Source organism: Methylotetracoccus oryzae, assembly GCF_006175985.1.
Lineage (GTDB): Bacteria > Pseudomonadota > Gammaproteobacteria > Methylococcales > Methylococcaceae > Methylotetracoccus > Methylotetracoccus oryzae.
In genome coordinates this window covers 122,554-143,338 of sequence record NZ_SRSH01000009.1, presented here as the reverse complement: position 1 = coordinate 143,338, position 20,785 = coordinate 122,554, and the positions used below count along the sequence as shown (strand labels likewise).

Annotated in this window: 15 protein-coding genes; 4 read left to right on the top strand and 11 right to left on the bottom strand. The window is 63.7% G+C overall.

From position 1 onward, the window contains the following. Positions 1-2: 2 nt before the first annotated feature. The 6 genes from accC to cutA all read right to left on the bottom strand — a co-directional run bounded on the left by accC (position 3) and on the right by cutA (position 5,539). Positions 3-1,349: an acetyl-CoA carboxylase biotin carboxylase subunit gene (gene accC / locus BWR02_RS10925; RefSeq protein WP_129883701.1), complete on the bottom strand. Its 1,347-nt coding sequence runs from the start codon at positions 1,347-1,349 to the stop codon at positions 3-5. A gap of 42 nt (positions 1,350-1,391) precedes the next feature. Further along, complete coding sequence (gene accB / locus BWR02_RS10920) at positions 1,392-1,841, bottom strand: acetyl-CoA carboxylase biotin carboxyl carrier protein (RefSeq protein ID WP_129883702.1); 450 nt, start codon at positions 1,839-1,841, stop codon at positions 1,392-1,394. Between the two features lie 7 nt (positions 1,842-1,848). Then, the gene (gene aroQ / locus BWR02_RS10915) at positions 1,849-2,295 is read right to left on the bottom strand and encodes a type II 3-dehydroquinate dehydratase (protein ID WP_139557811.1); all 447 of its coding nucleotides are present in this window, start codon (positions 2,293-2,295) and stop codon (positions 1,849-1,851) included. A gap of 127 nt (positions 2,296-2,422) precedes the next feature. Next, on the bottom strand, positions 2,423-2,959 hold the full coding sequence (locus BWR02_RS10910; RefSeq protein WP_162560109.1) for a TlpA family protein disulfide reductase: 537 nt from the start codon (positions 2,957-2,959) through the stop codon (positions 2,423-2,425). Beyond that, on the bottom strand, positions 2,949-5,207 hold the full coding sequence (locus tag BWR02_RS10905; protein ID WP_139557809.1) for a protein-disulfide reductase DsbD: 2,259 nt from the start codon (positions 5,205-5,207) through the stop codon (positions 2,949-2,951). Before BWR02_RS10905 ends, BWR02_RS10910 begins: the two co-directional genes overlap by 11 nt. Further along, on the bottom strand, positions 5,204-5,539 hold the full coding sequence (cutA, locus tag BWR02_RS10900; RefSeq protein WP_139557808.1) for a divalent-cation tolerance protein CutA: 336 nt from the start codon (positions 5,537-5,539) through the stop codon (positions 5,204-5,206). Before cutA ends, BWR02_RS10905 begins: the two co-directional genes overlap by 4 nt. Before the next feature lie 41 nt (positions 5,540-5,580). On the opposite strand from cutA, the gene BWR02_RS10895 reads away from it, so the two are divergent. After that, positions 5,581-6,009: an FxsA family protein gene (locus tag BWR02_RS10895; protein ID WP_162560108.1), complete on the top strand. Its 429-nt coding sequence runs from the start codon at positions 5,581-5,583 to the stop codon at positions 6,007-6,009. A gap of 89 nt (positions 6,010-6,098) precedes the next feature. On the opposite strand, the gene BWR02_RS10890 is transcribed toward BWR02_RS10895, so the two are convergent. Then, positions 6,099-6,353 (bottom strand): YgaP family membrane protein, encoded by a 255-nt coding sequence (locus BWR02_RS10890; RefSeq protein WP_139557806.1) that lies wholly within the window; start codon positions 6,351-6,353, stop codon positions 6,099-6,101. A gap of 86 nt (positions 6,354-6,439) precedes the next feature. Here BWR02_RS10890 and uvrD point away from each other — a divergent pair, with 86 nt between their 5' ends. Continuing rightward, complete coding sequence (gene uvrD, locus BWR02_RS10885) at positions 6,440-8,605, top strand: DNA helicase II (RefSeq protein ID WP_139557805.1); 2,166 nt, start codon at positions 6,440-6,442, stop codon at positions 8,603-8,605. Between the two features lie 30 nt (positions 8,606-8,635). Here the strand turns inward: uvrD and BWR02_RS10880 are convergent, their stop codons facing one another. Together BWR02_RS10880 and BWR02_RS10875 are read right to left on the bottom strand one after the other, a co-directional pair. Continuing rightward, positions 8,636-9,046 carry a c-type cytochrome gene (locus tag BWR02_RS10880; protein WP_201276230.1) on the bottom strand — a complete coding sequence of 137 codons (411 nt, stop codon included), beginning with the start codon at positions 9,044-9,046 and terminating at the stop codon, positions 8,636-8,638. A 464-nt stretch (positions 9,047-9,510) separates the two neighbouring features. Then, positions 9,511-10,257: a BPSS1780 family membrane protein gene (locus BWR02_RS10875; RefSeq protein ID WP_139557804.1), complete on the bottom strand. Its 747-nt coding sequence runs from the start codon at positions 10,255-10,257 to the stop codon at positions 9,511-9,513. 94 nt (positions 10,258-10,351) lie between these two features. On the opposite strand from BWR02_RS10875, the gene BWR02_RS10870 reads away from it, so the two are divergent. Next, the gene (locus BWR02_RS10870; protein ID WP_139557803.1) at positions 10,352-10,804 is read left to right on the top strand and encodes a bis(5'-nucleosyl)-tetraphosphatase; all 453 of its coding nucleotides are present in this window, start codon (positions 10,352-10,354) and stop codon (positions 10,802-10,804) included. Positions 10,805-11,071: 267 nt separating this feature from the next. On the opposite strand, the gene BWR02_RS10865 is transcribed toward BWR02_RS10870, so the two are convergent. Continuing rightward, positions 11,072-13,222 carry a BamB-related PQQ repeat family beta-propellar protein gene (locus tag BWR02_RS10865; RefSeq protein ID WP_162560107.1) on the bottom strand — a complete coding sequence of 717 codons (2,151 nt, stop codon included), beginning with the start codon at positions 13,220-13,222 and terminating at the stop codon, positions 11,072-11,074. 735 nt (positions 13,223-13,957) lie between these two features. Then, positions 13,958-14,620 carry a class I SAM-dependent methyltransferase gene (locus tag BWR02_RS10860; protein WP_139557801.1) on the bottom strand — a complete coding sequence of 221 codons (663 nt, stop codon included), beginning with the start codon at positions 14,618-14,620 and terminating at the stop codon, positions 13,958-13,960. A gap of 288 nt (positions 14,621-14,908) precedes the next feature. Between BWR02_RS10860 and BWR02_RS10855 the strand changes: the two genes are divergently transcribed. After that, positions 14,909-20,695: an alpha-2-macroglobulin family protein gene (locus tag BWR02_RS10855; RefSeq protein WP_139557800.1), complete on the top strand. Its 5,787-nt coding sequence runs from the start codon at positions 14,909-14,911 to the stop codon at positions 20,693-20,695. Positions 20,696-20,785 lie beyond the last annotated feature (90 nt).

Sequence of the window (20,785 nt, the reverse complement as noted above, 5' to 3'; positions counted from 1 at the left end):
GCTCAGGGCTTCAGGCCGAGTTTCTGTTCCAAATAGTGGATGTTCTGGCCACCGGCCTCGAAGGCCTTGTCGTTGACGATATCGAGCAAGAGGGGAATGTTGCACTTGATGCCACCGACGACCATCTCGTGCAGCGCGGTCCGCATTCGCGCAATCGCGCCGAGACGCGTCTCGCCATGAGCGATCAGTTTACCGATCATCGAATCGTAATAGGGCGGTACGCGGTAACCGTTGTAGATATGGGTCTCGACCCGGATGCCCGGCCCGCCGGGCATGTGGAACTGTTCGATCAGCCCGGGCGACGGCATGAAGGTGACCGGATCCTCGGCGTTGATCCGGCATTCGATTGCATGCCCGCGCATGACGATGTCTTCCTGGCGCAACGAGAGCGGCTCGCCGGCGGCAATCCGCAACTGTTCCTTGACGATGTCGAAGCCCGTCACCATCTCCGTCACCGGATGTTCGACCTGGACCCGGGTGTTCATCTCGATGAAGTAGAACTCACCATCCTGGAACAGGAATTCGAAGGTCCCCGCACCCAGATAGCCGATTTCGCGACAGGCGCGGACGCAGCGTTCGCCCATCTCATGCCGTTGAGTCTCGGTGATACCCGGTGCCGGCGCCTCTTCGATGACCTTCTGATGTCGCCGCTGCGTGGAGCAATCCCGCTCACCGAGATGGATCACGTTGCCGTGCGTGTCGGCAATCACCTGGAACTCGATATGGCGAGGATTCTCGAGAAACTTCTCGATGTACACGCTGTCGTTGCCGAAGGCGGAGGCGGCTTCACTGCGCGTCAGCGTGATGGCGCTGTGCAGATTGGCTTCGCTGTGGACGACCCGCATGCCGCGGCCACCCCCGCCCCCGGCGGCCTTGATGATGATCGGAAAGCCGACGCGGCGCGCGATCTTCAGCGACGCATCGTAGTCCTCCGTCAAGGGGCCGTCCGAGCCGGGCAAGCAGGGAATGCCGGCCTTCTTCATCGTCTCGATGGCGGACACCTTGTCGCCCATCAAGCGGATGGTCTCGGGACGCGGGCCGATGAAGATGAAACCGCTCTGATTGACCTTTTCCGCGAAGTCCGCGTTCTCGGACAAGAACCCGTAGCCGGGGTGAATCGCCACGGCATCGGTCACTTCGGCCGCGCTGATGATCGCCGGGATATTCAGATAACTGTCGCGAGAGGCCGCGGGTCCGATGCAGACCGACTCGTCCGACAGGCGCACGTGTTTAAGGTCGCGGTCGGCCTCGGAATGGACGGCAACGGCCTTGATGCCGAGTTCCCGGCAGGCGCGAAGGATACGAAGAGCGATCTCGCCGCGGTTGGCGATGACGATTTTACCGAGCATGGGGAATTGACCTGGCTGAACGGACGAGGCGGCGCGAGTCGGCTAGTCGATCGCGAACAGCGGCTGGTTGTACTCCACGGGCTGCCCGTTCTCGACGAAAACCTTCGCGACCACCCCGGCCCTGTCCGCCTCGATCTGATTCAGGATTTTCATCGCCTCGATGATGCACAGCGTATCGCCCAGAGCGACGGTCTGTCCCACTTCGACGAAAGCCTTCGCGCCGGGCGTCGGCGCCCGGTAAAAGGTACCGACCATCGGGGACCGGACGACGTGCGCAAACTCAGGCTCTGCCTCGGCCGCAACAGTCTCGGGCGGCAGGCTTGCCGTCGGCGCATAGGCCGCGGCTGCAGGCGACGGTGGCGCGGCAACGACCGGTGGCGGCGCCGTGTAGCGCGTGATGCGGATCGATTCCTCCCCTTCGCGGATCTCGATCTCCGCGATCTTGGACTCCTCGATCATCTCGATCAGCTTTTTTACTTTTCGGATGTCCATTTTTCTCTCAGGAACTCTTGGAAATCTCGCGTGCCGCCGCGGCCAGCGCGAACTCGTAGCCCTGCGCTCCGAACCCGGTGATCACGCCACGCGCGATGTCGGAAAGATACGAGTGGCGCCGGAACGCCTCGCGCGCATGGACATTGGACAGGTGAACTTCGATGAAGGGCAGTCGCGTACCCAACAGCGCATCGCGCAACGCGACGCTGGTGTGGGTAAAGGCTCCGGGGTTGATAACGATAAAGTCCGTCGCGTCCCTGAAGGCCGCGTGTATACGTTCGATCAACTCATGCTCGGCATTCGTCTGAAAGAACGCCACCGACAGTCCATACTCACGGGCCACCTGGCACAACCGACGTTCGATGTCCTCGAGCGTGTCGCTGCCGTAGATCTCAGGTTCCCGCTGACCGAGAAGGTTCAGGTTGGGACCGTTCAGGAACAGCACGCTCGGCATTGCAGTTATAGTAATTCTTGTCGCGCAGTTGAGCTTCGAAGCGGCGCAAATTTTGCCCAAAAAGACGAGAACTGTCCAGAAAATGCGCGATCTTCACTCGCAGCGGTCATTTTCGGTCACAACGGACTCAGTTCGGACCGAGCAGACGCCCGAACAATTCGGTCAGTTCGCTACGCTTGTAAGGCCCGGCCTTGGTTTGCACGACGCGCCCCGCGCCATCGAAGATCACGGTGAATGGCAACACCTGCAGCGTATTCCCCAAGGTTTCGGCCCATTCCGTGCCACCGGCTTCGCCGATCAGGATCGGATACCCGACCGGCTTGTGTTGCAGATAAGCCCGCACGGCATCGCCGTCTTCGAGAGCGACGCCGAGAAACTGGATGCCCCGCGATCCGAACTCCTGCTGAAGCCGATCGAACTCGGGCATTTCCTCCTTGCACGGCGGACACCAGGTTGCCCAGAAGTTCACGATGAGTATCTTGCCGGACCACTCGGAAAGACTTCGCATTTTTCCCGTCACATCGGGAAACGCGATGTCGGACAGTGTCCCGGCGGACGCGGGCGTCGGCACCGTGAGCGTGCCCTGAGAAACGTAACGGAACCCCCAGAGACCGGCACCGAAGGCAGCACCGGCAAAAAGGATCAGGAGTAGCTTAGCGCGCATCGGTGAACGCCTCTCGCACATGCTTCAGGAACTCCTCGGGCCCAAGGTAGCCGATGATTCGGCGGGCGGCATGCTCCCGTCCGTCCGGCCCAAAAAATAGTGTTGCCGGAGGCCCTACCAGGCCGAACCGCTGCAGCAGCGCCTGGTCTGCCGGACCGTTCGCAGTCACATCCGCCTGGAGCGGCAGCAGACCAGCCAAGGCCTCGACGACGCGGGGATTCGCAAACGTGTTGCGCTCCATCTCCTGGCAGGAAATGCACCAGTCGGCGTAGTAGTCGAGCATCACCCATTGCCCGCGCGCACGGGCTTCTGCGAGGCGCGCATCGAGGTCGGCACCATCCCGCACTCGAACGAATGACACACGGGCCGCCGACTCCTGCCGCGCCGACTGCGCCAACAGGCCGCGCAGGGGTTGCAGCGGATCGTGATTGTCCGCGGCGACACCCAGCAACATCAACACGCCGTAGACCAGCATCACGACGCCAACCCCTTTCCAGAGCCGGTGCCAGCCTGACACGGCGGCTGGCAGCGGGTCGAGCGCGCGAAGGTAGATTGCGGGAATGATCAGCAGCATGCTCCACAGGATCATGGCCGCCGGCGCCGGAATCACTCGCTCCAGCAGCCAGACTGCGACCGCAAGCAGCCCCACGCCGAATACCGCTTTGACGCCGTTCATCCAGACACCGGCTCTTGGCAACAGCGTGCCGGCCGAGGCCCCGAGCAACAGCAACGGAACCCCCATCCCGATACCGAGCGAAAACAGCGCCGCGCCGCCGAGCCACGCATCACCGGTCTGACCGATGTAGATCAGGGCACCGGCCAGCGGAGCCGCAACGCAAGGCCCCACGACGAGCGCCGACAGCGCGCCCATGACGGCCGACCCCAGAAGCGTTCCATGTTTTTGCCGGGAACTGAGGGCCGCGATGCGGGACTGGAGGGCAACGGGCAGATGGAGGGTGAAAAACCCGAACATCGAACAGGCCAGCAGCACGAACAGCGCGCTGAACGCGACGATCACCCAGGGCGCCTGGAAAGCCGCCTGGAGATTGCTGCCGAACAGCCCTGCGAGCACGCCGAAGACGGTGTAGGCCGCCGCTGACGCCAGCACATACGCCAGCGACAGCGAGAAGGCGCGACCGGTCGTGATGGTGGCGCCATGTCCGACGATGATGCCCGACAGTATCGGGATCATCGGAAAGATGCAGGGCGTAAAGGCCAGCAACAATCCAAAGCCGAGGAACGACACCATGGTCGCACCCAGTGACCGGTCCTTGAGCGCCTGCGCGATCCGATCATGCTCCGCGACGGCGGGTTCCCCGATGGCCGGGATGGACCCGCCCGCCGTGGGCAACTCCGCACCGGCCGCGGGTGCCGTCCGCTCCGGAAGGTCCAGGTCCAGCGTCTTTTCCATCGGCGGATAGCAAACCCCTCGATCCGCGCAGCCTTGAAAAGCGACCTGCAGTCGTACCCGCACACCTTGCGCATCCGCGCGAACCAGCGGCAGATCGAAGCCGACATCCTGATGAAAAACCTCGACGTCGCCGAACTCGTCATCATGCTTGGGTTCACCGCGAGGCACGCGATACTCGCCGAGGTGGACGGCGGGCGGGGCAACGACCGTTACCTTGAATTTCTCCCGATAGAGGTAGTACCCGTCGGCGATGCGCCACGACAGGTGCACCATGTCCGGCCCAGTGACCTCGGCCAACACGCGGAATGCTTCGTCCGCAGGCAGTAACTCGGCGGGTCCGGACTTCAGCCCCAGGGCTCGAAACGCATCGGTCAGTCGACTGGTGACCGATGCCCCCTGCTCGGGAAGCGACGTGGGCGCGTCGGCCATTGCCAACTCGACGCTGCGGCGCTGTGGCGGATAGCAGATGCCGGCGTCGGCGCAGCCCTGAAAACGGATCTCGAGACGCAGGGGACCCGCAAAGGAGCCGGACGGTGCAACCGGCACGCGAACGTCGAACTGCCCGCGATAGGTCTCGATCAGGCCAAAGAACTCATCCTGTTTCTGCTTGGCGGGCGGCAGGATCGGTGGGCCGAGGACCACGCCGTCGGACTGCGAGGTGAACTTGAATTTGTCGCGATAGAGATAGTAGCCGTCGGCCACGACCCAGGACACGCGAGCCTCCCCGGACACATCGTAGACGGCGCTCAACTTGAACGCCTCGTCGACCGGCAATACGGCCGCCATCCCGAAACCCGGAACGCACGTGGCCAGCAAGAACAGCCAACGGAGGATCATGGCGCCCCCCCCGGTGCGACTGACGCATCGACCCAGGACAGGTAGGCGGGAAGCCCGGCCTCGATCGGCACTGCAACGATTTCGGGCACCTCGTAGGGATGCTTCGCGACGAGATAATCCCGCAATGCGCTGAAGCAGTCGGTGCGGGTCTTGATCAACAGCAGGCTCTCGCGAGTCCGCTCGAGGCGACCTTCCCAGCGATAAATCGAGGTCATTCCGGGTAAAATATTCACGCACGCCGCCAGGCTGTGGCCAATCAGTCCCTCGGCCAGCGTCTTCGCCGTCTCGTCATCCGGGCAACTGGCCAGGACGATGCAGAAATCGCTGCTCACACCCTACTCCCCTGCCACGATCGCCAATGAGGCTTCACGCCATGCTCTCCAGTCGCTACCCGTTATGGATCCTGATCGGACTGCCGCTGCTGGAACTGTATCTGATCGCGAGAGCCGGCCAGATGTTCGGCTTCGCCGCAGTGTTGCTTTGGGTGCTGGCCTCGGGTGCCATCGGTGCCAGAATCCTCCAGTCCCGCAGCTGGACTATCTGGAGCCGGGTGCAGCAGGCCGTTGCAGCCGGCCAGTCACCGGGACGCGAACTGCTGGACAGTGCTTTCGTCATCGCCGGCGGCATTCTACTGGTCGTTCCCGGGCTCCTGACCGACGTCCTGGCCCTGTTCTGTCTGCTGCCGCCGTCGCGATCATGGATGGCGCGGCATCTCCAAACCCGCTTCGCGGGCTTGGCACCGGCGTCCCGAAACGGCGCCGACACGCGCACTATCGATGGCGAGTTCCGCAGGGAGGATTGACCTGAGGGTTGCGCGACCCGGTCGCATTGCCGCCACGGGCAAACCCGGTCCCGCGATACGGCGGAGCGCTTCCGGCCCGCAGCCCTCGTTCAGTGCACAGAGCCCGCCGATTCGGATGGGACTTCCTCGGCCGGATCGACCGTACTGCGGCTCATGCCGGAATAGACCGGACACCACCGGGTGTAACCGGTCGCGATCAGAACGATCCCGAGCAGAAGCAGCAGCACGTTGCCCAGGAACACGGAAATGAATGCCGACGCGGCGCCGGCATAATAACGCAACTGGCGTTCCTTTAGCCCGACATTGAGTTCCCGGTGGAGCATGCGCTTGTAATCGAAGGCCATCTTCGCGATTCCTCGTGCGGTGGTTAAACGCCCGGATTTTCCTTGCTTCATTGAGTTTGCGCAAGCCGCATTCGTAGAATAGCCACATGGATATCACCCCGATCATCGCCCCGTTAAACGATGCCCAACGTGAGGCGGTCACGTCGCCGGAAGCCTCACTGCTGGTGCTGGCCGGCGCAGGCAGTGGCAAGACGCGGGTGCTGGTCCACCGCATCGCCTGGCTGATGCGGGCCGAGGAAATCCCGCCCCACGGCGTCCTCGCGGTCACCTTCACCAACAAGGCCGCGACGGAGATGCGGGGCCGCATCGAAGCGCTGCTGGGCATCAGCGCACGCGACCTGTGGATGGGCACCTTCCATGGCATTGCCCATCGCCTGCTGCGCCGACATGCCCGCGACGCCGGACTCCCCGACGCCTTTCAGATCCTCGACTCGGACGACCAGTACCGCCTGATCCGGCGCATCCTGAAAACGCTGGACCTCGATGAGGCGCGCTGGCCGCCCCGCCAGATCCAATGGTTCATCAACGGCTGCAAGGACGAAGGCCGGCGCGCGCGTCACCTCCCGGAGACCTACGACCCGCACCAGGTCGAACTGCAGCGGATCTATCGGGCCTACGAGGACGCCTGCACCCGCAGCGGGCTGGTCGACTTCGCCGAACTCCTGTTGCGCGTGCACGAATTGCTGCGCGACGACCCTGAGACGCTCGCGCATTACCAGCGGCGGTTCCACTACGTTTTGGTCGACGAGTTCCAGGACACCAACAAGATCCAGTACGCCTGGTTACGGCTGCTGACGCGCGAACGCCAGAACCTGTTCGTCGTCGGCGACGACGACCAGTCTATTTATGGCTGGCGCGGCGCCAAGATCGAGAACCTGTTCAGCTTCCAGAAAGACTACCCCGACCACCGACTGGTGCGACTGGAACAGAACTACCGCTCGACCGACACGATCCTGAAAGCCGCGAATGCGCTGATCGGACACAACGAGGGTCGTCTCGGCAAGACCCTCTGGACCCAGGGGAGTGTCGGCGAACCGATCTCGGTCTACGACGCGTTCAACGAAACCGAAGAGGCCCACTTCGTCGTCGAACGCATCCGCCAGTCGATCGAGAACGGCAACCGGCGCGCCGAGGCCGCCATCCTTTATCGGTCCAACGCACAATCCCGCCAGCTTGAAGAGAAGCTCGTTGCGATGGGCATCCCCTATCGCGTTTACGGTGGACTGCGATTTTTCGAGCGGGCCGAGATCAAGGATGCCCTGGCCTATCTGCGATTGGTGGCCCACCGTGGCAACGATCCGTCGCTGGAACGGATCATCAACACACCGGTGCGCGGCATCGGCGCCAAGACACTGGACCTGATCCGCGATCTGGCGAGGCAGGAAAGCATCTCCTTATGGGAAGCGACCGAGCGGTTGTGCTACGACCCGGGGCTTGCGGCTCGGGCCCGGACGCCGCTGGCCGGCTTCATCGGATTGATCCGGGCCCTGGCCGACGAGATCGCGGAGTTGCCCTTGTGGGAGCAGGTGCAGCGAGTGATCGCGCGGAGCGGGCTACTGGATCACTACCGCAAAGAGCAGGGCGAGCAGGCCGAAGCGCGACTGGAGAATCTGGACGAACTAGTCAACGCCGCGCGGCAATTCGAGACTGAACCCCTCGACGAAGAACTGGGTAGACTGGACCAGTTCCTCGCGCATGCCTCCCTCGAGGCGGGCGAGAACCAGGCGGACGCATTTCAGGACTGTGTCCAGCTGATGACGCTGCATGCCGCGAAGGGCCTGGAATTTGATCTGGTGTTTATGGTCGGCATGGAGGAAGGACTCTTTCCCAGTCTGCAGTCACTGGAAGAGCCGGGCCGACTGGAAGAGGAGCGCCGACTCTGTTACGTCGGCATCACCCGAGCGCGGAAAAAACTGTACCTCACCCACGCGGAATGTCGCCGCCTCTACGGCAAGGAAACCTACCCCAGACCGTCGCGGTTTATTCGGGAAATCCCGGCAGAACAACTAGAGGAAGTGCGGCTGAGGGGCACGATAGCAAGGCCGGCCGTAGGTCTGGGACCGACCAGGGCAAGCCCCGTTCCCGGCGAAACCGGACTCCGGCTTGGCCAGCGGGTGCAGCACGCCAAGTTCGGCGAAGGCGTAATCCTGCAACAGGAGGGGGTAGGCGCCCAGGCTAGAGTCCAGGTGAACTTTGCCGAAGCGGGCGCCAAATGGCTGATGCTGGCCTACGCCAAGCTTCAGCCACTCTGACGGCCGGGAATGGACCCGGCCAAGGGTCGATTACGGCAACTCTTCGAGCTTGCCGGCCGGAACTGCCCCGTCCGAGCGGCCCTTCACGTAGGCATAGAGTCCGTCGATGCCTTCCATGACCTTGGTATTGTCCTTGTATGAAGGCATCGCGCCCTTGCCATTCGTCACTGTGGCGACGAATTGCTCCTTCGTGATGTTCTTCAACGCGGCGACGAGACTTGGGAAAGCTCCGCCACCCTCGGCCGTCTGGCCGTGGCAGGTTTCGCAACGCTCACGCGTGTAGAGCTTGTAGCCCGAGAGCGTGGCCTTGTCGACCTTGTTGCCATCGACCTTGTAAGGCGCTTCCTGGGCCTGCGCCGGAGACTGCATACCAATGGCGAAAACAAGAGCGCTGATGGCGGTCAAACCAGTAATAGGCGCCGTCCTGGTGATCTTACGCATAACATCCCCTCTTTTTCTGTTTGCAAATGCAACGAACAACGATTCATCGGGGCACGCGGATCGCCCGCTTCCCCTTGGGCGCACACATTAACCTGTAAGCCCGCAAAAAAAAAGCGGCTGTCGAGGGAACGAGTTCCCGTTTCCGGGTAACCCGTTTCAGCAACCGCCGCGATGCAAGTTGAGGTTATGCACTGCAAATATATGCAGGCGCCATGCCACCTTCGCAGCACCGCATGGTGAAAGGCGGGCAGAACCCCTTGCGCAACCGGGACGCGACGAGGCTGAGCCCTTTGACGCACGGCATACGATCTTTGACACACCGCGGTCTGCCGGACGCGATCAACGGCCGCGCCGGACACCGGAGACGGCATGTCGAAAGGTGTTGGCGGCCATCGCGGCAAAGCGCGAATTAAGGAAAATTTCCCGCCCCGAAGACGGATGATGCGCCCTTTCGGCAGGAGTCCTTACCGGCGATCGGGCGCGCCGAAGATGTCGCGGTAGGAGGCGTAGAAGGACGTAACCCACACCGGCCCGAGGACGAGGAATCCCAACCCGAACGGAATCAGGGCGATGACGCCGGCGAGGACCAGCAGCAAGGTGTAGACGCTGAGGGGCCAGATGTTGCGCCAACACCCGAGAAAGCTCGCCCTCAGGGCATCGGCGACGCCGATGTTGCGCAGCACCATCACCGCAGGCGCGAACCAGGTCGCCATGGCCACCGGTACGGCGAGCAGCAGCGCTACAGCCAACACCGCGAGGGAGGCCCAGATCATGGACGGGTCGAGATCAACCGGCAGGCTCTCCGGCCACTCCGGCGTCTCCGTCAGGGCCGAACCGAAGTAGCCCATACCCATCATGGCCGCAAAAGGAGCGTACATCACCAAGAGGACAGCGAACCATCCCGTCGCAACGATGATGCCCAGCACGACCAGTGCCTTGCCCTGTGCTCGCCACCCCGAGAGCAGATGGGAAAAGGTCAGCCTGCCGCCGCCCTCGACCTCGCGGCAACCAATCAGCAGGCCGGCAAGCAGCACGGTCTGCAGCGCGGTGGAGGCCAGCGGCCCGACTGCGGGCACCGCCGACACAGTCAATGCCGCGAGCAGATAGACGAGCAGACATCCGATCCAGATCGCCGGATCCCTGCGAAATAACGCGAACCCTTCGATTACCCAGGACCAGCCACGACCGGCTTCGACACGCGCGATAGGCATTCGCACCTCCATCAGGAAAGCGTCCTCACCCCATGAATCAGGCCCCGATCCGGTGCCTCAAAGGCCCCCGGCATACGAGCGTGTATGATGCCCTATGACTTCGAACAAATCTTCCAAGGAGTACCTTTTGTCGGCCGGCGTCGTCGTGGTGAGGCGCTGCGACGACACACCGCGCTACCTGCTGCTGAGGGCCTTCAGCTACTGGGATTTTCCCAAAGGCATGGTTGAACCGGGCGAGGATCCGTTCCAGGCTGCTCAGCGCGAGGTGTGGGAAGAGGCCGGTTTGCGCGACCTGGTGTTTCGGTGGGGCAAGGACTTCCAGGAAACGCCCCCCTACGGGATCGGCAAGATTGCCCGCTATTACCTGGCAGAATCGTTGAACGGGGAGGTCGAACTGCACATCAATCCGCGACTCGGCAGGGCCGAACACGAAGAGTTCCGCTGGGTGGATGTTGCAGGCGCTCGGCGTTTGCTTGTAGCGCGCTTACAACCCATCCTCAGTTGGGCGGATGGGCTGGTGCGGCGCGGCACGGACGGCCGGCCGTGAACCGATGACTGATTTGCCACTCCCCGCCTGAAGACGCCGGCGAGCGGTTTCCGCTTGCCGTGACCGCAGTATCACAAAGGTCATGGCTTTCGCGAGCCCGGGCATGTGCCAGAAGCGCAACTCGTGCGATCAGGCCCGCTCCTACACGGCGTTCGCGAGGACACGAGGATGGCTCCGAGCCATCAGACTCGGAGCCCCCCCGATGGAGAGAAAAGACACAACCGGCGGCGCGGTGCCGCCGGTTGCCTCAGGAAGCAGAACGCAGGACTAGATTCGGTAGCAGTCGGTTACCGGACCTGGATCACGGACGCAGATCTTTCCGCCGTCGATCCAGCCCTGGCTCGTCTCGCCGTCCCTGTCGACCGGCTTGACGCGGAATCGATAGTTATGCGGATGGTCATAGGTCGGGAACACGATGGACCACTCGGTCGAAGTGCCACCCGGATTGCTCAGCGTGGCTTCGATCTGCGCCCATTGCGGTTGCCACAAGGTGCCTGCCGGGAGCCCCGGGCAGCCGGCAGGGCCACAGTAGTACTCGTTGTGATCCGAGTTGCGAACTTCGACGTAAACCCGCTGAACGCCTGGGTTCGCGCCCCGCGTGTCGGTCGCGGTACCCGTTACCGTGATCGGATAGGACTCCCGCCCATTCGGAAAGCGCGAGAGCGGGTTCTGGCCCGCAGCCGGGTACGTGAAGGCAGCGTCAGGCGGATTCCCCAGCGTTGGCACGGTGAACCGGGCCTGTGCGACCTCTGCGTCGTGCTGGGCGTCGGAATCGACCGCCTCCGCCTGCACATAGAATCTGCCCCCGGCCGTCGCGATCGGGAATTTCGTCTGCCAAGTGACGTTTGAACCGCCCGCGGAAGGCGAGGTCGCGACCTCTGTCTGCATGAATACGGGCACCCAGGTCTTGGTGGCTGCATCCCACCATCGGCCGGTCGACGTATCCTGTACCGCGACGAGCACCCGGCTGACCGATCTGTCATCGCTGGCGGAGCCGCTCACCGTGACGTCGGCGCCGACACCTGGATGCGGGACAGTGCCGCCGGACGGCGAGGAGATGACGGTGTCCGGCTTGGCACTCACGCCACCGCCGAGCCCGAATGCATAAAGAAAGCCGTCACCACTACCGACGAAGATCCGATCCTGGATAAGCGCGGCCGAGGCGAAGATCGGGCCACCGGTATCATACGACCACATCTCCTGGCCCCCACCATTGACTGCGTGGAATCTTCCATGGATGTCACCGTAGAAGATGGCGGCATCGCCGATCCGGGATCCGGAAGGGAAGGAAATCGCTGGCGAAGCAAGGACGTCGTGACCTTCCGCCTGGAAGTCGGCCGTCTTCCAGATCTTGGCGCCAGTCGTCGCGTTGAGCGCATAGAGTCCGTAGCCGTAGCCGAAGATGATGCGCCCCGGCAGGTAGGCGGCTGTCGACCGAACATGGTAGTTGCCCGGGGAGTCCGCCAGGACGTCAAATTCCCAGACTTGCTTGCCATCGTTGAGGTCGATCGCCCGCATCACCGAATTCTTCGCCGATACGAATCCGACACCACCCGGCGTAGCGGGCCTGACATGTGCTGCGGTCACACCGGCGCCAACGTCCAGGTCGTTGATGTTCGGGGCGGCCTGGAGTCGCCACAGCGGCACGTTGGTGGCCGCATTGCCGGTAATAGCATTGATTGCGTAGACCGCGTTGTCAGGGCTCGATCCCCCGAACAGGATCAGCGGCGGATGGCCGCCGCCCCAGCCGGGAGCGAACGAGATCGGCGACCAGGTCCCGGCCAGCGGTTGCGGCGCACCCACCGGACCATACCCGCTGAAGCGCCACTTCTCTTTACAGTCGGCCACATCGACCGCAGTGACATGGCCACCGTCGTCCGCTCCGGCCAGACCGGCGTCGCCAAAATAGATCATCGGTGTCGCCGGACCCGCCCCATCCGGATCGGTGATCAGCGGAGACGATGTGATACCGCCGTCGCTGACGTACTGGCACTCGATCGCGCCCGTCATGGCGTTCAGTTTGCGAAGATAGCGGTCCTGGCCGCCGACCCAGACACTGTTGCCCCAGATCACCGGCGTCGAAAACACGGCGGCACCGGTCCTGAGATACCAGACGCGGTCGCCGGTTGCGGCGTCATAAGCCGCAATCATCCGACTGCTGTTCCCAATGAAGACCAGCGTCTTCTGTATCGAAGGGAAGTACTTCGCGACCGGAGACGCCCAAACGGCGCCGCCGGTGTTCGCCTGCCACTGAATCGCCAACCCCCCCACGTTCGATCCCTTGAAGATCGCATCCCGAACGGTCCCGTTGAGCGATCGATCCCCCGCAAACTTGGTCCAGTCGCCCGCCTGTGCGCCCATCGCGCACAGACTCAGCAAGGTGACCGGACCTGCCTTTACCAGCATCCTTCGATACATACTTGAAACTCCGAACATCAATGGAATTACCTTCAGACAAAAATCAAAGCAAAACAAAAAACGCGGGTCACCAGACACCCGCCCGCATCAGGCCGTGGCGGCTCACAGCCGCAGCATTCCCGAGACCAGAAATCGGCCGAGCCCAGGTGATTGGAGACGCTCCGATAGACACTGCACTGTCGGCATTCAGGAGCCGTCCTGGCAGGCAGGCGATTTCTTGACCACCCGTGTAGCCTGCCTCAGTCCGCCAGCCTGCTCGAACCCCGCTTGCAGCCAGTTACAAGCGTTGCACGCCGAAAGGGATTTCAACAACCGTTCAAAGTTCACGCAAATGAACAGCTATGTCAGCGAAAACTGCTGTAAAAAATCATGACACTCGATAGGGGATATCGCGGTCGAAACGCCATGGCACAGTCTTAATCCGCTGTTCAGCGGCATCCTCCGAACGCGGCAGGCCGGATCCGACCTGCGCTCCGGGCAAGCCTCAGGCCGCAGCAATACTGCGCCACTGCCGCGCAGGCCGACGTCCACACGCCACGTCGACGTCGTAAAAAATAGCGCCAAAGGATATAAAGGCAATGGCTGAGCCACGCGCTGTAAGTGACTGTTTATGAATAGCGCGATCCGGAATAACGCGACCAGATCTAACGCACCCCAAAAGGAAGTGTAAAGAAACCTGACACATGGACCCCGTCAAGTCCCTTTCGAGGCTGGCCGAAATCGCCGGAGCCCGCGCTACGCTCGCCCTGCTACCACCAGGTGCCGGTCGCTCGCCACGGACACCCGGAGACGGCTCAATCCGACCTCCTGCAACTGTGCCTCCACCTCGGTGGCACGGTAGGCCGCCCGGAGCGAGTTGCGAAAGTCCCTTCGCAGCAGTTCCGGCGCGTCCGCGGCATACTTCGCGACGAACTGCTCGACTTGCCCGATATCCGCGGGCCGCAACAGATCCATTACGAGCACCGGAGCGCCCGGCATAGCGACTCGCTTGATCGCCGCCCATAAAGCCATCGGATCCTGTAAATGGTGGAGCAGCGAATTTGAGATCACAGCGCCATATTCGCTGCGCGGAGGATCATCGAGCGGAAGATAGGCACGCGAAAGGCGAACGCGATGCCCCAGGGCCCGGCTGGAGATGGCCGCCCGTCCAAACCGCAGCATGCTCTCCGCACCGTCGATGCCGTCGATCTCGACCGCGTCGAAAACGTCGGCAAAGCGCAGGGTCACGTCGGCGGTACCACAGCCGAGATCCAGCACTGGCCCCTGCCAGGAGCCCGCTTCGAAGTACTGGCCAAAAAGCGTCACGAAATGGTTGTGCGGCTCACTGAAATCAGCCAGATGATAGGCTTCCGCCTGATCGTCATCGTCCATCAAGTCCGGTTCCGGAATTCGTTCCATCGCAACCCCTCCTCGTCAGTCGCGCGGAGCTCTCGAGACCTGAGCCCCCTCTATCCGCTGACTTACCCTGACGGAGTCGGGGAAGTGCGGCGGCAGCGCAGTCGCTGACAGGATTTCAGAACCGTGCGTTACTGACAAGCGATCGAACACCGAGAAGCCGTAGCCAACCGCCCGCTCCGTGCGATGCTTCGGATGCCCGCCAGCGATCTGCCGGTGTCGACGCTCTGACGCTTTTGCCGCTCGGAACAGCTAGAATCGAAGGCCATCGCCTGCCACGGAGGCACTCCCATGCGGTTTCCCATGCTTCAAGCCCTGCTTGTACTGGCACTGCCCGGTCAAGGGGGAGCGACCGGCACCACGACGCCCCGTTCCTCCCCGGAAGAAACGCTACGGGTCGAGGCTTTTTCGCCGCAGGGGACAGTCAAGGCGATTCGCCAGGTCACCGCCCGTTTCTCGTCCCCGATGCTGCGCTTCGGCGATGCCCCCGGACCGCAGCCCTTCCGGATCGACTGCCCGGTGGCCGGCCGGGGGCATTGGCTTGACAGCCGCAATTGGATCTACGATTTCACGACCGACCTGCCTGCCGGACTGCGCTGCTCGTTCACCGTCGAGCCCTCGCTCAGTTCACTCGGCGGCCGCCTCCTGAGCGGCAACCGTGCGTTTACTTTTGATACCGGAGGTCCCGGCATCATCGATTCGCTGCCGGGCGAGGGTCACGGCGGCATCGATGCCGACCAAAGCTTCATCCTGGCGCTCGACGCCGCAGCAACCGGCGAGTCGATCGTCGCTCATACGCATTGCGAGGTGGAAGGGCTTGGAGAGCGTATCGGAACCCAGTTGCTGACGGGCACCGCCCGCGACACCCTGCTGACCAGTGAACTTCGACAGGAATACCGCTACTTCTTCGACCGATTTCCCGACGCAAAAGCGCTGCAGGAACGCCTGGTCGCACTGCAGTGCCGTCGCCGCCTGCCGCCGGACACGCCCGTGCGCCTGGTCTGGGGCAAGGGCATCGAGGCCGTCGGCAGCGGACTGGCAACCACCGAAGCGCGAACGCTCGAATTTCGAACCCGCCCGCCCTTCACCGCCCGTTTTGAATGCGAACGCGTCAATGCCCAGGCCCAGTGTGTACCGTTCCTGCCCATGAAGCTGTTCTTTTCGGCGCCGCTGCCGGCCGAACAGGCGGCCGCAATCCGCCTGGTTGCCGTGGCCGACGGGCGGACCTTTTCGCCCGAAGCCTTCGAGACCGGGAAGGCGACGATCGACCATGTGGTGTTCAAGGGGCCTTTCCCCGAAGCTTCCAAATTTGAAATCCGGCTCGGGGCCGACCTGACCGATGATGCCAGACGCCCGCTGGAAAACGCTGCGCGCTTTCCTTTCCCGGTCGCTACCGACGAATATCCGCCGTTGGCCAAGTTCTCCGGGGAATTCGGCATCCTTGAGTCCAGCGAAGGCGGCATCTTGCCGGTCACGCTGCGGAATGTCGAAGACGCCGTCGCAGCGGAAATCCTGGGGCCCGAGGCAACACGGGGCGCTGCGCTGTCCGGGCAGCTACAACGCGTCGATGACGATGATGCACGTATCATCGGCTGGCTCAAGGCCGTCAAGACGGCGGCCGAGCGACGTGGAGAGTGGGTCGGGACCGGTACCGACAAGCCGCCGCACTGGAAGGAGCTGACCGGATCGACATCGGTGTTCGCCGGCACGCCGGGGACCACGCCGCTGTCCATCACCAAGCCGCTGGGCGGCGGGGCTTTCGAAGTCATCGGCATTCCACTGCCGACGCCCGGCTTCTACGTCATCGAACTGGCCAGTCCGCGGCTCGGAGCGGCGTTGCTGCACGCACCGACACCGCGGTACGTGGCGACTTCGGCGCTGGTCACCAATCTGGCCGTACATTTCAAATGGGGACGAGAGTCCTCGCGCGTCTGGGTCACGACCCTGGATCGCGCCACACCCGTGGCGAATGCCGCGATACGGATCAGCGATTACTGCAAAGGCAATGCAATCTGGACCGGCACAACCGACGCCGCGGGCCTGGCCACGATCGGTGGCGCAACCCTTCCTCCCCCTAACGACGATCGTGACTGCGGCGACTGGAACGCTTCCCGCCCCCCCCTGTTCGTCAGCGCCCGCCGCGACGGGCAACTCGGCTTCACGTTCTCCGGCTGGAACCGGGGCATCCAGCCCAGCGACTTCGGCCTGATGACCGGATCGGCCGAGCAGGCCCGCGTCGCCCACGCCGTGCTTGACCGGAGCCTGCTGCGCAGCGGCGAGACCGTGTCGATGAAGCTTTTCCTGCGTGAGCGAGTCATGGATGGCTTTGCGGTTCCGGCGGGTACCCAGCCGAACCAGCTGCGTATGAGCCACTCCGGCAGTAGCCAGGAATATCCGCTGCCGGTGGCATTCGACGCGCGTGGGATCGCCGAGGCCAGCTGGACGATTCCGCGGGAAGCCAAGCTGGGCGCTTACGACCTGCGGCTATACCGTGACGATCAGTGGCTCGCCGACGCCGGACAGTTCCAGGTGCAGCAGTTCCGGGTGCCGACGATGCGCGCCGTGATCCAGTCCGGCGCGGAACCCTTGGTCAACGCATCCAGCGCCACGGTCGACCTGTTCGTCAGCTATCTGAGCGGCGGTGGCGCAGGGAGCCTTCCGGTCGTGCTGCGGACACAAGTACGGCCCCGCGCGCTGACCTTTCCGGCCTATGAGGACTTCAGCTTCGGTGGAACAGAGGTGGCCGAAGGCCTGATTGAGGAGACCGACGAAGCGCCCGACGAGGTCACGGCACCGGCACGCGCTCTGCCGCTCACCCTGGACCGGAACGGCTCGGCGCGGACCACGCTGACCGACCTACCGACCGCACAGACACCCCAGGAACTGCTGGCGGAACTGGAATACCCGGATGCAAACGGCGAACGCCTCACGGTGGCACACCGCATTCCGCTGTGGCCGGCTAAGCTGAATCTGGGCCTGCGGACCGAGAACTGGGCCGTGAGCCGCGATCGTCTGCAGTTCCAGGTCGTCGCACTCGGCCTGGACGGCAAACCGCTTGCAGGTCAGGCCATTCAGGTCGAACTGTTCGCCAAGAAGACCTTTTCCTACCGCAAACGCCTGATCGGTGGCTTCTACGCGTACGAAAACCGCTCCGAGTTGCGGCGTCTCCCGGCACGCTGCGACGTACGCACCGACCGCCTCGGGCTCGCATCCTGCGAGGTCCCACCGGCAAGCTCGGGAGCGGTCGTGTTGCGGGCGAGTGCGCGCGACGACCGCGGCAATACGGCGCTGGCCACCAGGGAAGTGTGGGTCGCCGCCGGCGACGACTGGTGGTTCGAAGGCGGTCCGAGTGACCGTATGGACGTGCTGCCCGAGCGCGCCGCCTACGAGGCCGGCGACACGGCCCGAGTTCAGGTGCGCAGCCCGTTCCGCGAGGCGACTGCGCTCGTCACGATCGAGCGCGAAGGCGTGCTCGATGCCTTCGTCACCGAGTTGTCCGGGAAATCACCGATCATCGAAATCCCCATCAAGCCTCAGTATGCGCCGAATGCATTCGTCTCCGTGCTCGCGGTGCGCGGACGCGCGGCCGAGCCCCTTGGATGGCTACACGAACTGGGTCGCAAACTGCATCTGATCAAAGACAGGGAGAAGCTCACAGCCACCGTCGATCTCGACAAACCGGCCTACCGGCTCGGCACACGCAGCATCGACGTGGGGTGGAAGCCTTACCGGCTGGACGTGCAGGTCATGCCTGAGCAGGAAAGCTACAGGGTCCGCGAACGGGCCCGAATCAAGGTCGCGGTGAACCGCGCCGACGCCGGATCGTTGCCGGAATCGGCTGAGATCGCCTTTGCGGCGGTCGACGAAGGGTTACTCGAACTCAAGCCCAATCGGTCCTGGCAACTGCTCGATGCGATGATGGGACGACGCGGTATCGAGGTGTTTACGTCGACCGCCCAAATGCAGGTCGTCGGCAAGCGTCACTATGGGCGCAAGGCAGTCCCGCACGGCGGCGGGGGTGGCCGTCAGCCGGCACGCGAGTTGTTTGACACGCTACCGCTCTGGCGCGGGCGCGTTCCGCTGGATGCCGGCGGGCAGGCAGAAATCGAGGTGCCGCTGAACGATTCGATCACCGGCTTTCGTCTGACGGCGGTCGCCAACGCCGGCACCGGATATTTCGGAACCGGGAGTGCGACGATACGCGCGACCCAGGATCTGGCCCTACACAGCGGACTGCCGCCGCTGGTCAGGGAAGGCGATGAAATCGTGGCGATCTTCACCGCGCGTAACGCCTCGAGTCGTGCCGTGACGGCCGACGTGTCGGCAAGTGTCACCGCCCAAGCCGGGCAATCGGCACTCCCGACGCTGATGCCGCAATCGATAAGCCTGAAACCGGGAGAGGCGCAGGAGCTACGCTGGCAGATGACGGTGCCGACCGACACGGCACAGCTTACCTGGGACATCACGGCCAGCGAGCGCGACGGTGGCGACGCTCGCGACAACCTGAGACTGACCCAGACGGTCATCCCGGCACTGCCGGTGCGCGTGCAGCAGGCCACACTGGTGCAACTTACCCAACCGGTGCGCATCGAGACGGCTCGGCCACCGGATGCTGTTCCGGGCGCCGGCGGCGTGCGCGTCGACCTGCGAGAATGGCTGGGGGACGGCGGCGACGGCGTGCGCGAGTACATGCACAACTACCCCTACACGTGCCTGGAACAGCGCATCTCGCGGGCGGTCGCCCTCCGCGATCGTGGGCTGTGGGACTCCGTGATGGCCGAACTGCCGAGCTACACCGACGGAGACGGGCTATTCCAATACTTTCCGGGAGACCGGCTCCAGGGGAGCGACACCTTGACCGCGTATCTTCTGGCAATGGCCGACGAAAGCGGCTGGCCCCTGCCCGACGCGAGCCGTCGCCGTGCATTGGCCGCGTTGCAGGGCTTCGTCGAAGGACGGTTGTCGAGGCAGACGGCCCCCTACATGGCCGATCGGGTCGTCCGCAGACTGACCGCGATCGAAGCGCTGGCGCGGCATGGACAGGCGCGACCATCCATGCTGGACGCGCTGACCATCGAACCTGCCCTCTGGCCGACGTCAGCCATCCTGGATTGGCTCGGCATCCTGCAGCGCCTGCCCACCATCGCGGGTCGCGGCGCCCGGCTGCAGGAAGCCGCCCAGACCTTGAGGTCACGCCTGAGCTTTCGCGGCACTACTGCCGGATTCTCCACCGAACGGTCCGACGGACTGCCGTGGCTGATGGCCGGCACCGACGCCAACCTCGCGCGATTGATACTTGCTGTGTCGGGGCGTCTCGACTGGCGCAGCGACCTGCCTCGTCTGGTGACGGGCGCACTGGGACGCCAGAGAAAAGGCCACTGGGACACGACGGTCGCCAACGCCTGGGGCACCCTGGCGCTCGAAAAATTCGCGGCGGCCTTTCGCGGCGGTGCGGTGAGCGGCGTCACGGAAGTGAAGCTGGCGGAACAGCGAGCCTCCTGGCGCTTTGGTCCGGATGCTACCCGCGGCACCGTGGATCTCCGCTGGCCCACGCAACCGGCGGCACTGGAACTGGAACATCAGGGAAGCGGCACGCCCTGGGCGACGATCCAGAGCCGTGCCGCCGTGCCGTTGCGCGCGGACGATTTCAATGGCTATGCGATACACCGGACGCTGCTGCCGGTCGAGCAGCGTCAGGCCGGGAGTTGGAGCCGCGGCGACGTCGCACGCGTCCGTCTGGAACTGGAAGCTCAGGCCGACATGGCCTGGGTGGTCGTCGACGATCCGATTCCGTCCGGAGCCTCGATTCTGGGCGCGGGTCTGGGACGCGATTCATCTCTTCTGACGGCAGACGAGCGCCAGGATGGCGGGGCCTGGCCGCTTTACCAGGAGCGGCGTTTCGATGCTCTCAGGTCCTACTACGATTATGTCCCCAAGGGCCGGTGGACCGTCGAGTACACGGTGCGGTTCAACAATCCTGGCCGGTTTGCCCTGCCACCGACGCGAGTCGAGGCGCTTTACGCGCCTGAGGTATTCGGTGAGAGCCCAAATGGCACGCTGGAAGTCAAAGAGCCATGATCAGCTACATCCGCGCTGCGCGTGAGTGGGAGCGATTCGGCCCGAGCGCCCCGCGTGTGCACCGAGACGAATACAGTGCAAGACATGCCG

Bases quoted from the DNA above. Each gene is read 5' to 3' on its own strand.
- BWR02_RS10855 (WP_139557800.1), top strand. From the start codon at position 14,909: ATGCGGTTTCCCATGCTTCAAGCCCTGCTTGTACTGGCACTGCCCGGT.
- BWR02_RS10895 (WP_162560108.1), top strand. From the start codon at position 5,581: ATGCTCTCCAGTCGCTACCCGTTATGGATCCTGATCGGACTGCCGCTG.
- uvrD (WP_139557805.1), top strand. From the start codon at position 6,440: ATGGATATCACCCCGATCATCGCCCCGTTAAACGATGCCCAACGTGAG.
- aroQ (WP_139557811.1), bottom strand. From the start codon at position 2,295: ATGCCGAGCGTGCTGTTCCTGAACGGTCCCAACCTGAACCTTCTCGGT.
- BWR02_RS10910 (WP_162560109.1), bottom strand. From the start codon at position 2,959: ATGCGCGCTAAGCTACTCCTGATCCTTTTTGCCGGTGCTGCCTTCGGT.
- BWR02_RS10870 (WP_139557803.1), top strand. From the start codon at position 10,352: ATGACTTCGAACAAATCTTCCAAGGAGTACCTTTTGTCGGCCGGCGTC.
- BWR02_RS10865 (WP_162560107.1), bottom strand. From the start codon at position 13,222: ATGTATCGAAGGATGCTGGTAAAGGCAGGTCCGGTCACCTTGCTGAGT.
- accB (WP_129883702.1), bottom strand. From the start codon at position 1,841: ATGGACATCCGAAAAGTAAAAAAGCTGATCGAGATGATCGAGGAGTCC.
- accC (WP_129883701.1), bottom strand. From the start codon at position 1,349: ATGCTCGGTAAAATCGTCATCGCCAACCGCGGCGAGATCGCTCTTCGT.
- BWR02_RS10860 (WP_139557801.1), bottom strand. From the start codon at position 14,620: ATGGAACGAATTCCGGAACCGGACTTGATGGACGATGACGATCAGGCG.
- BWR02_RS10875 (WP_139557804.1), bottom strand. From the start codon at position 10,257: ATGCCTATCGCGCGTGTCGAAGCCGGTCGTGGCTGGTCCTGGGTAATC.
- BWR02_RS10880 (WP_201276230.1), bottom strand. From the start codon at position 9,046: ATGCGTAAGATCACCAGGACGGCGCCTATTACTGGTTTGACCGCCATC.
- BWR02_RS10890 (WP_139557806.1), bottom strand. From the start codon at position 6,353: ATGGCCTTCGATTACAAGCGCATGCTCCACCGGGAACTCAATGTCGGG.
- BWR02_RS10905 (WP_139557809.1), bottom strand. From the start codon at position 5,207: ATGATCCTCCGTTGGCTGTTCTTGCTGGCCACGTGCGTTCCGGGTTTC.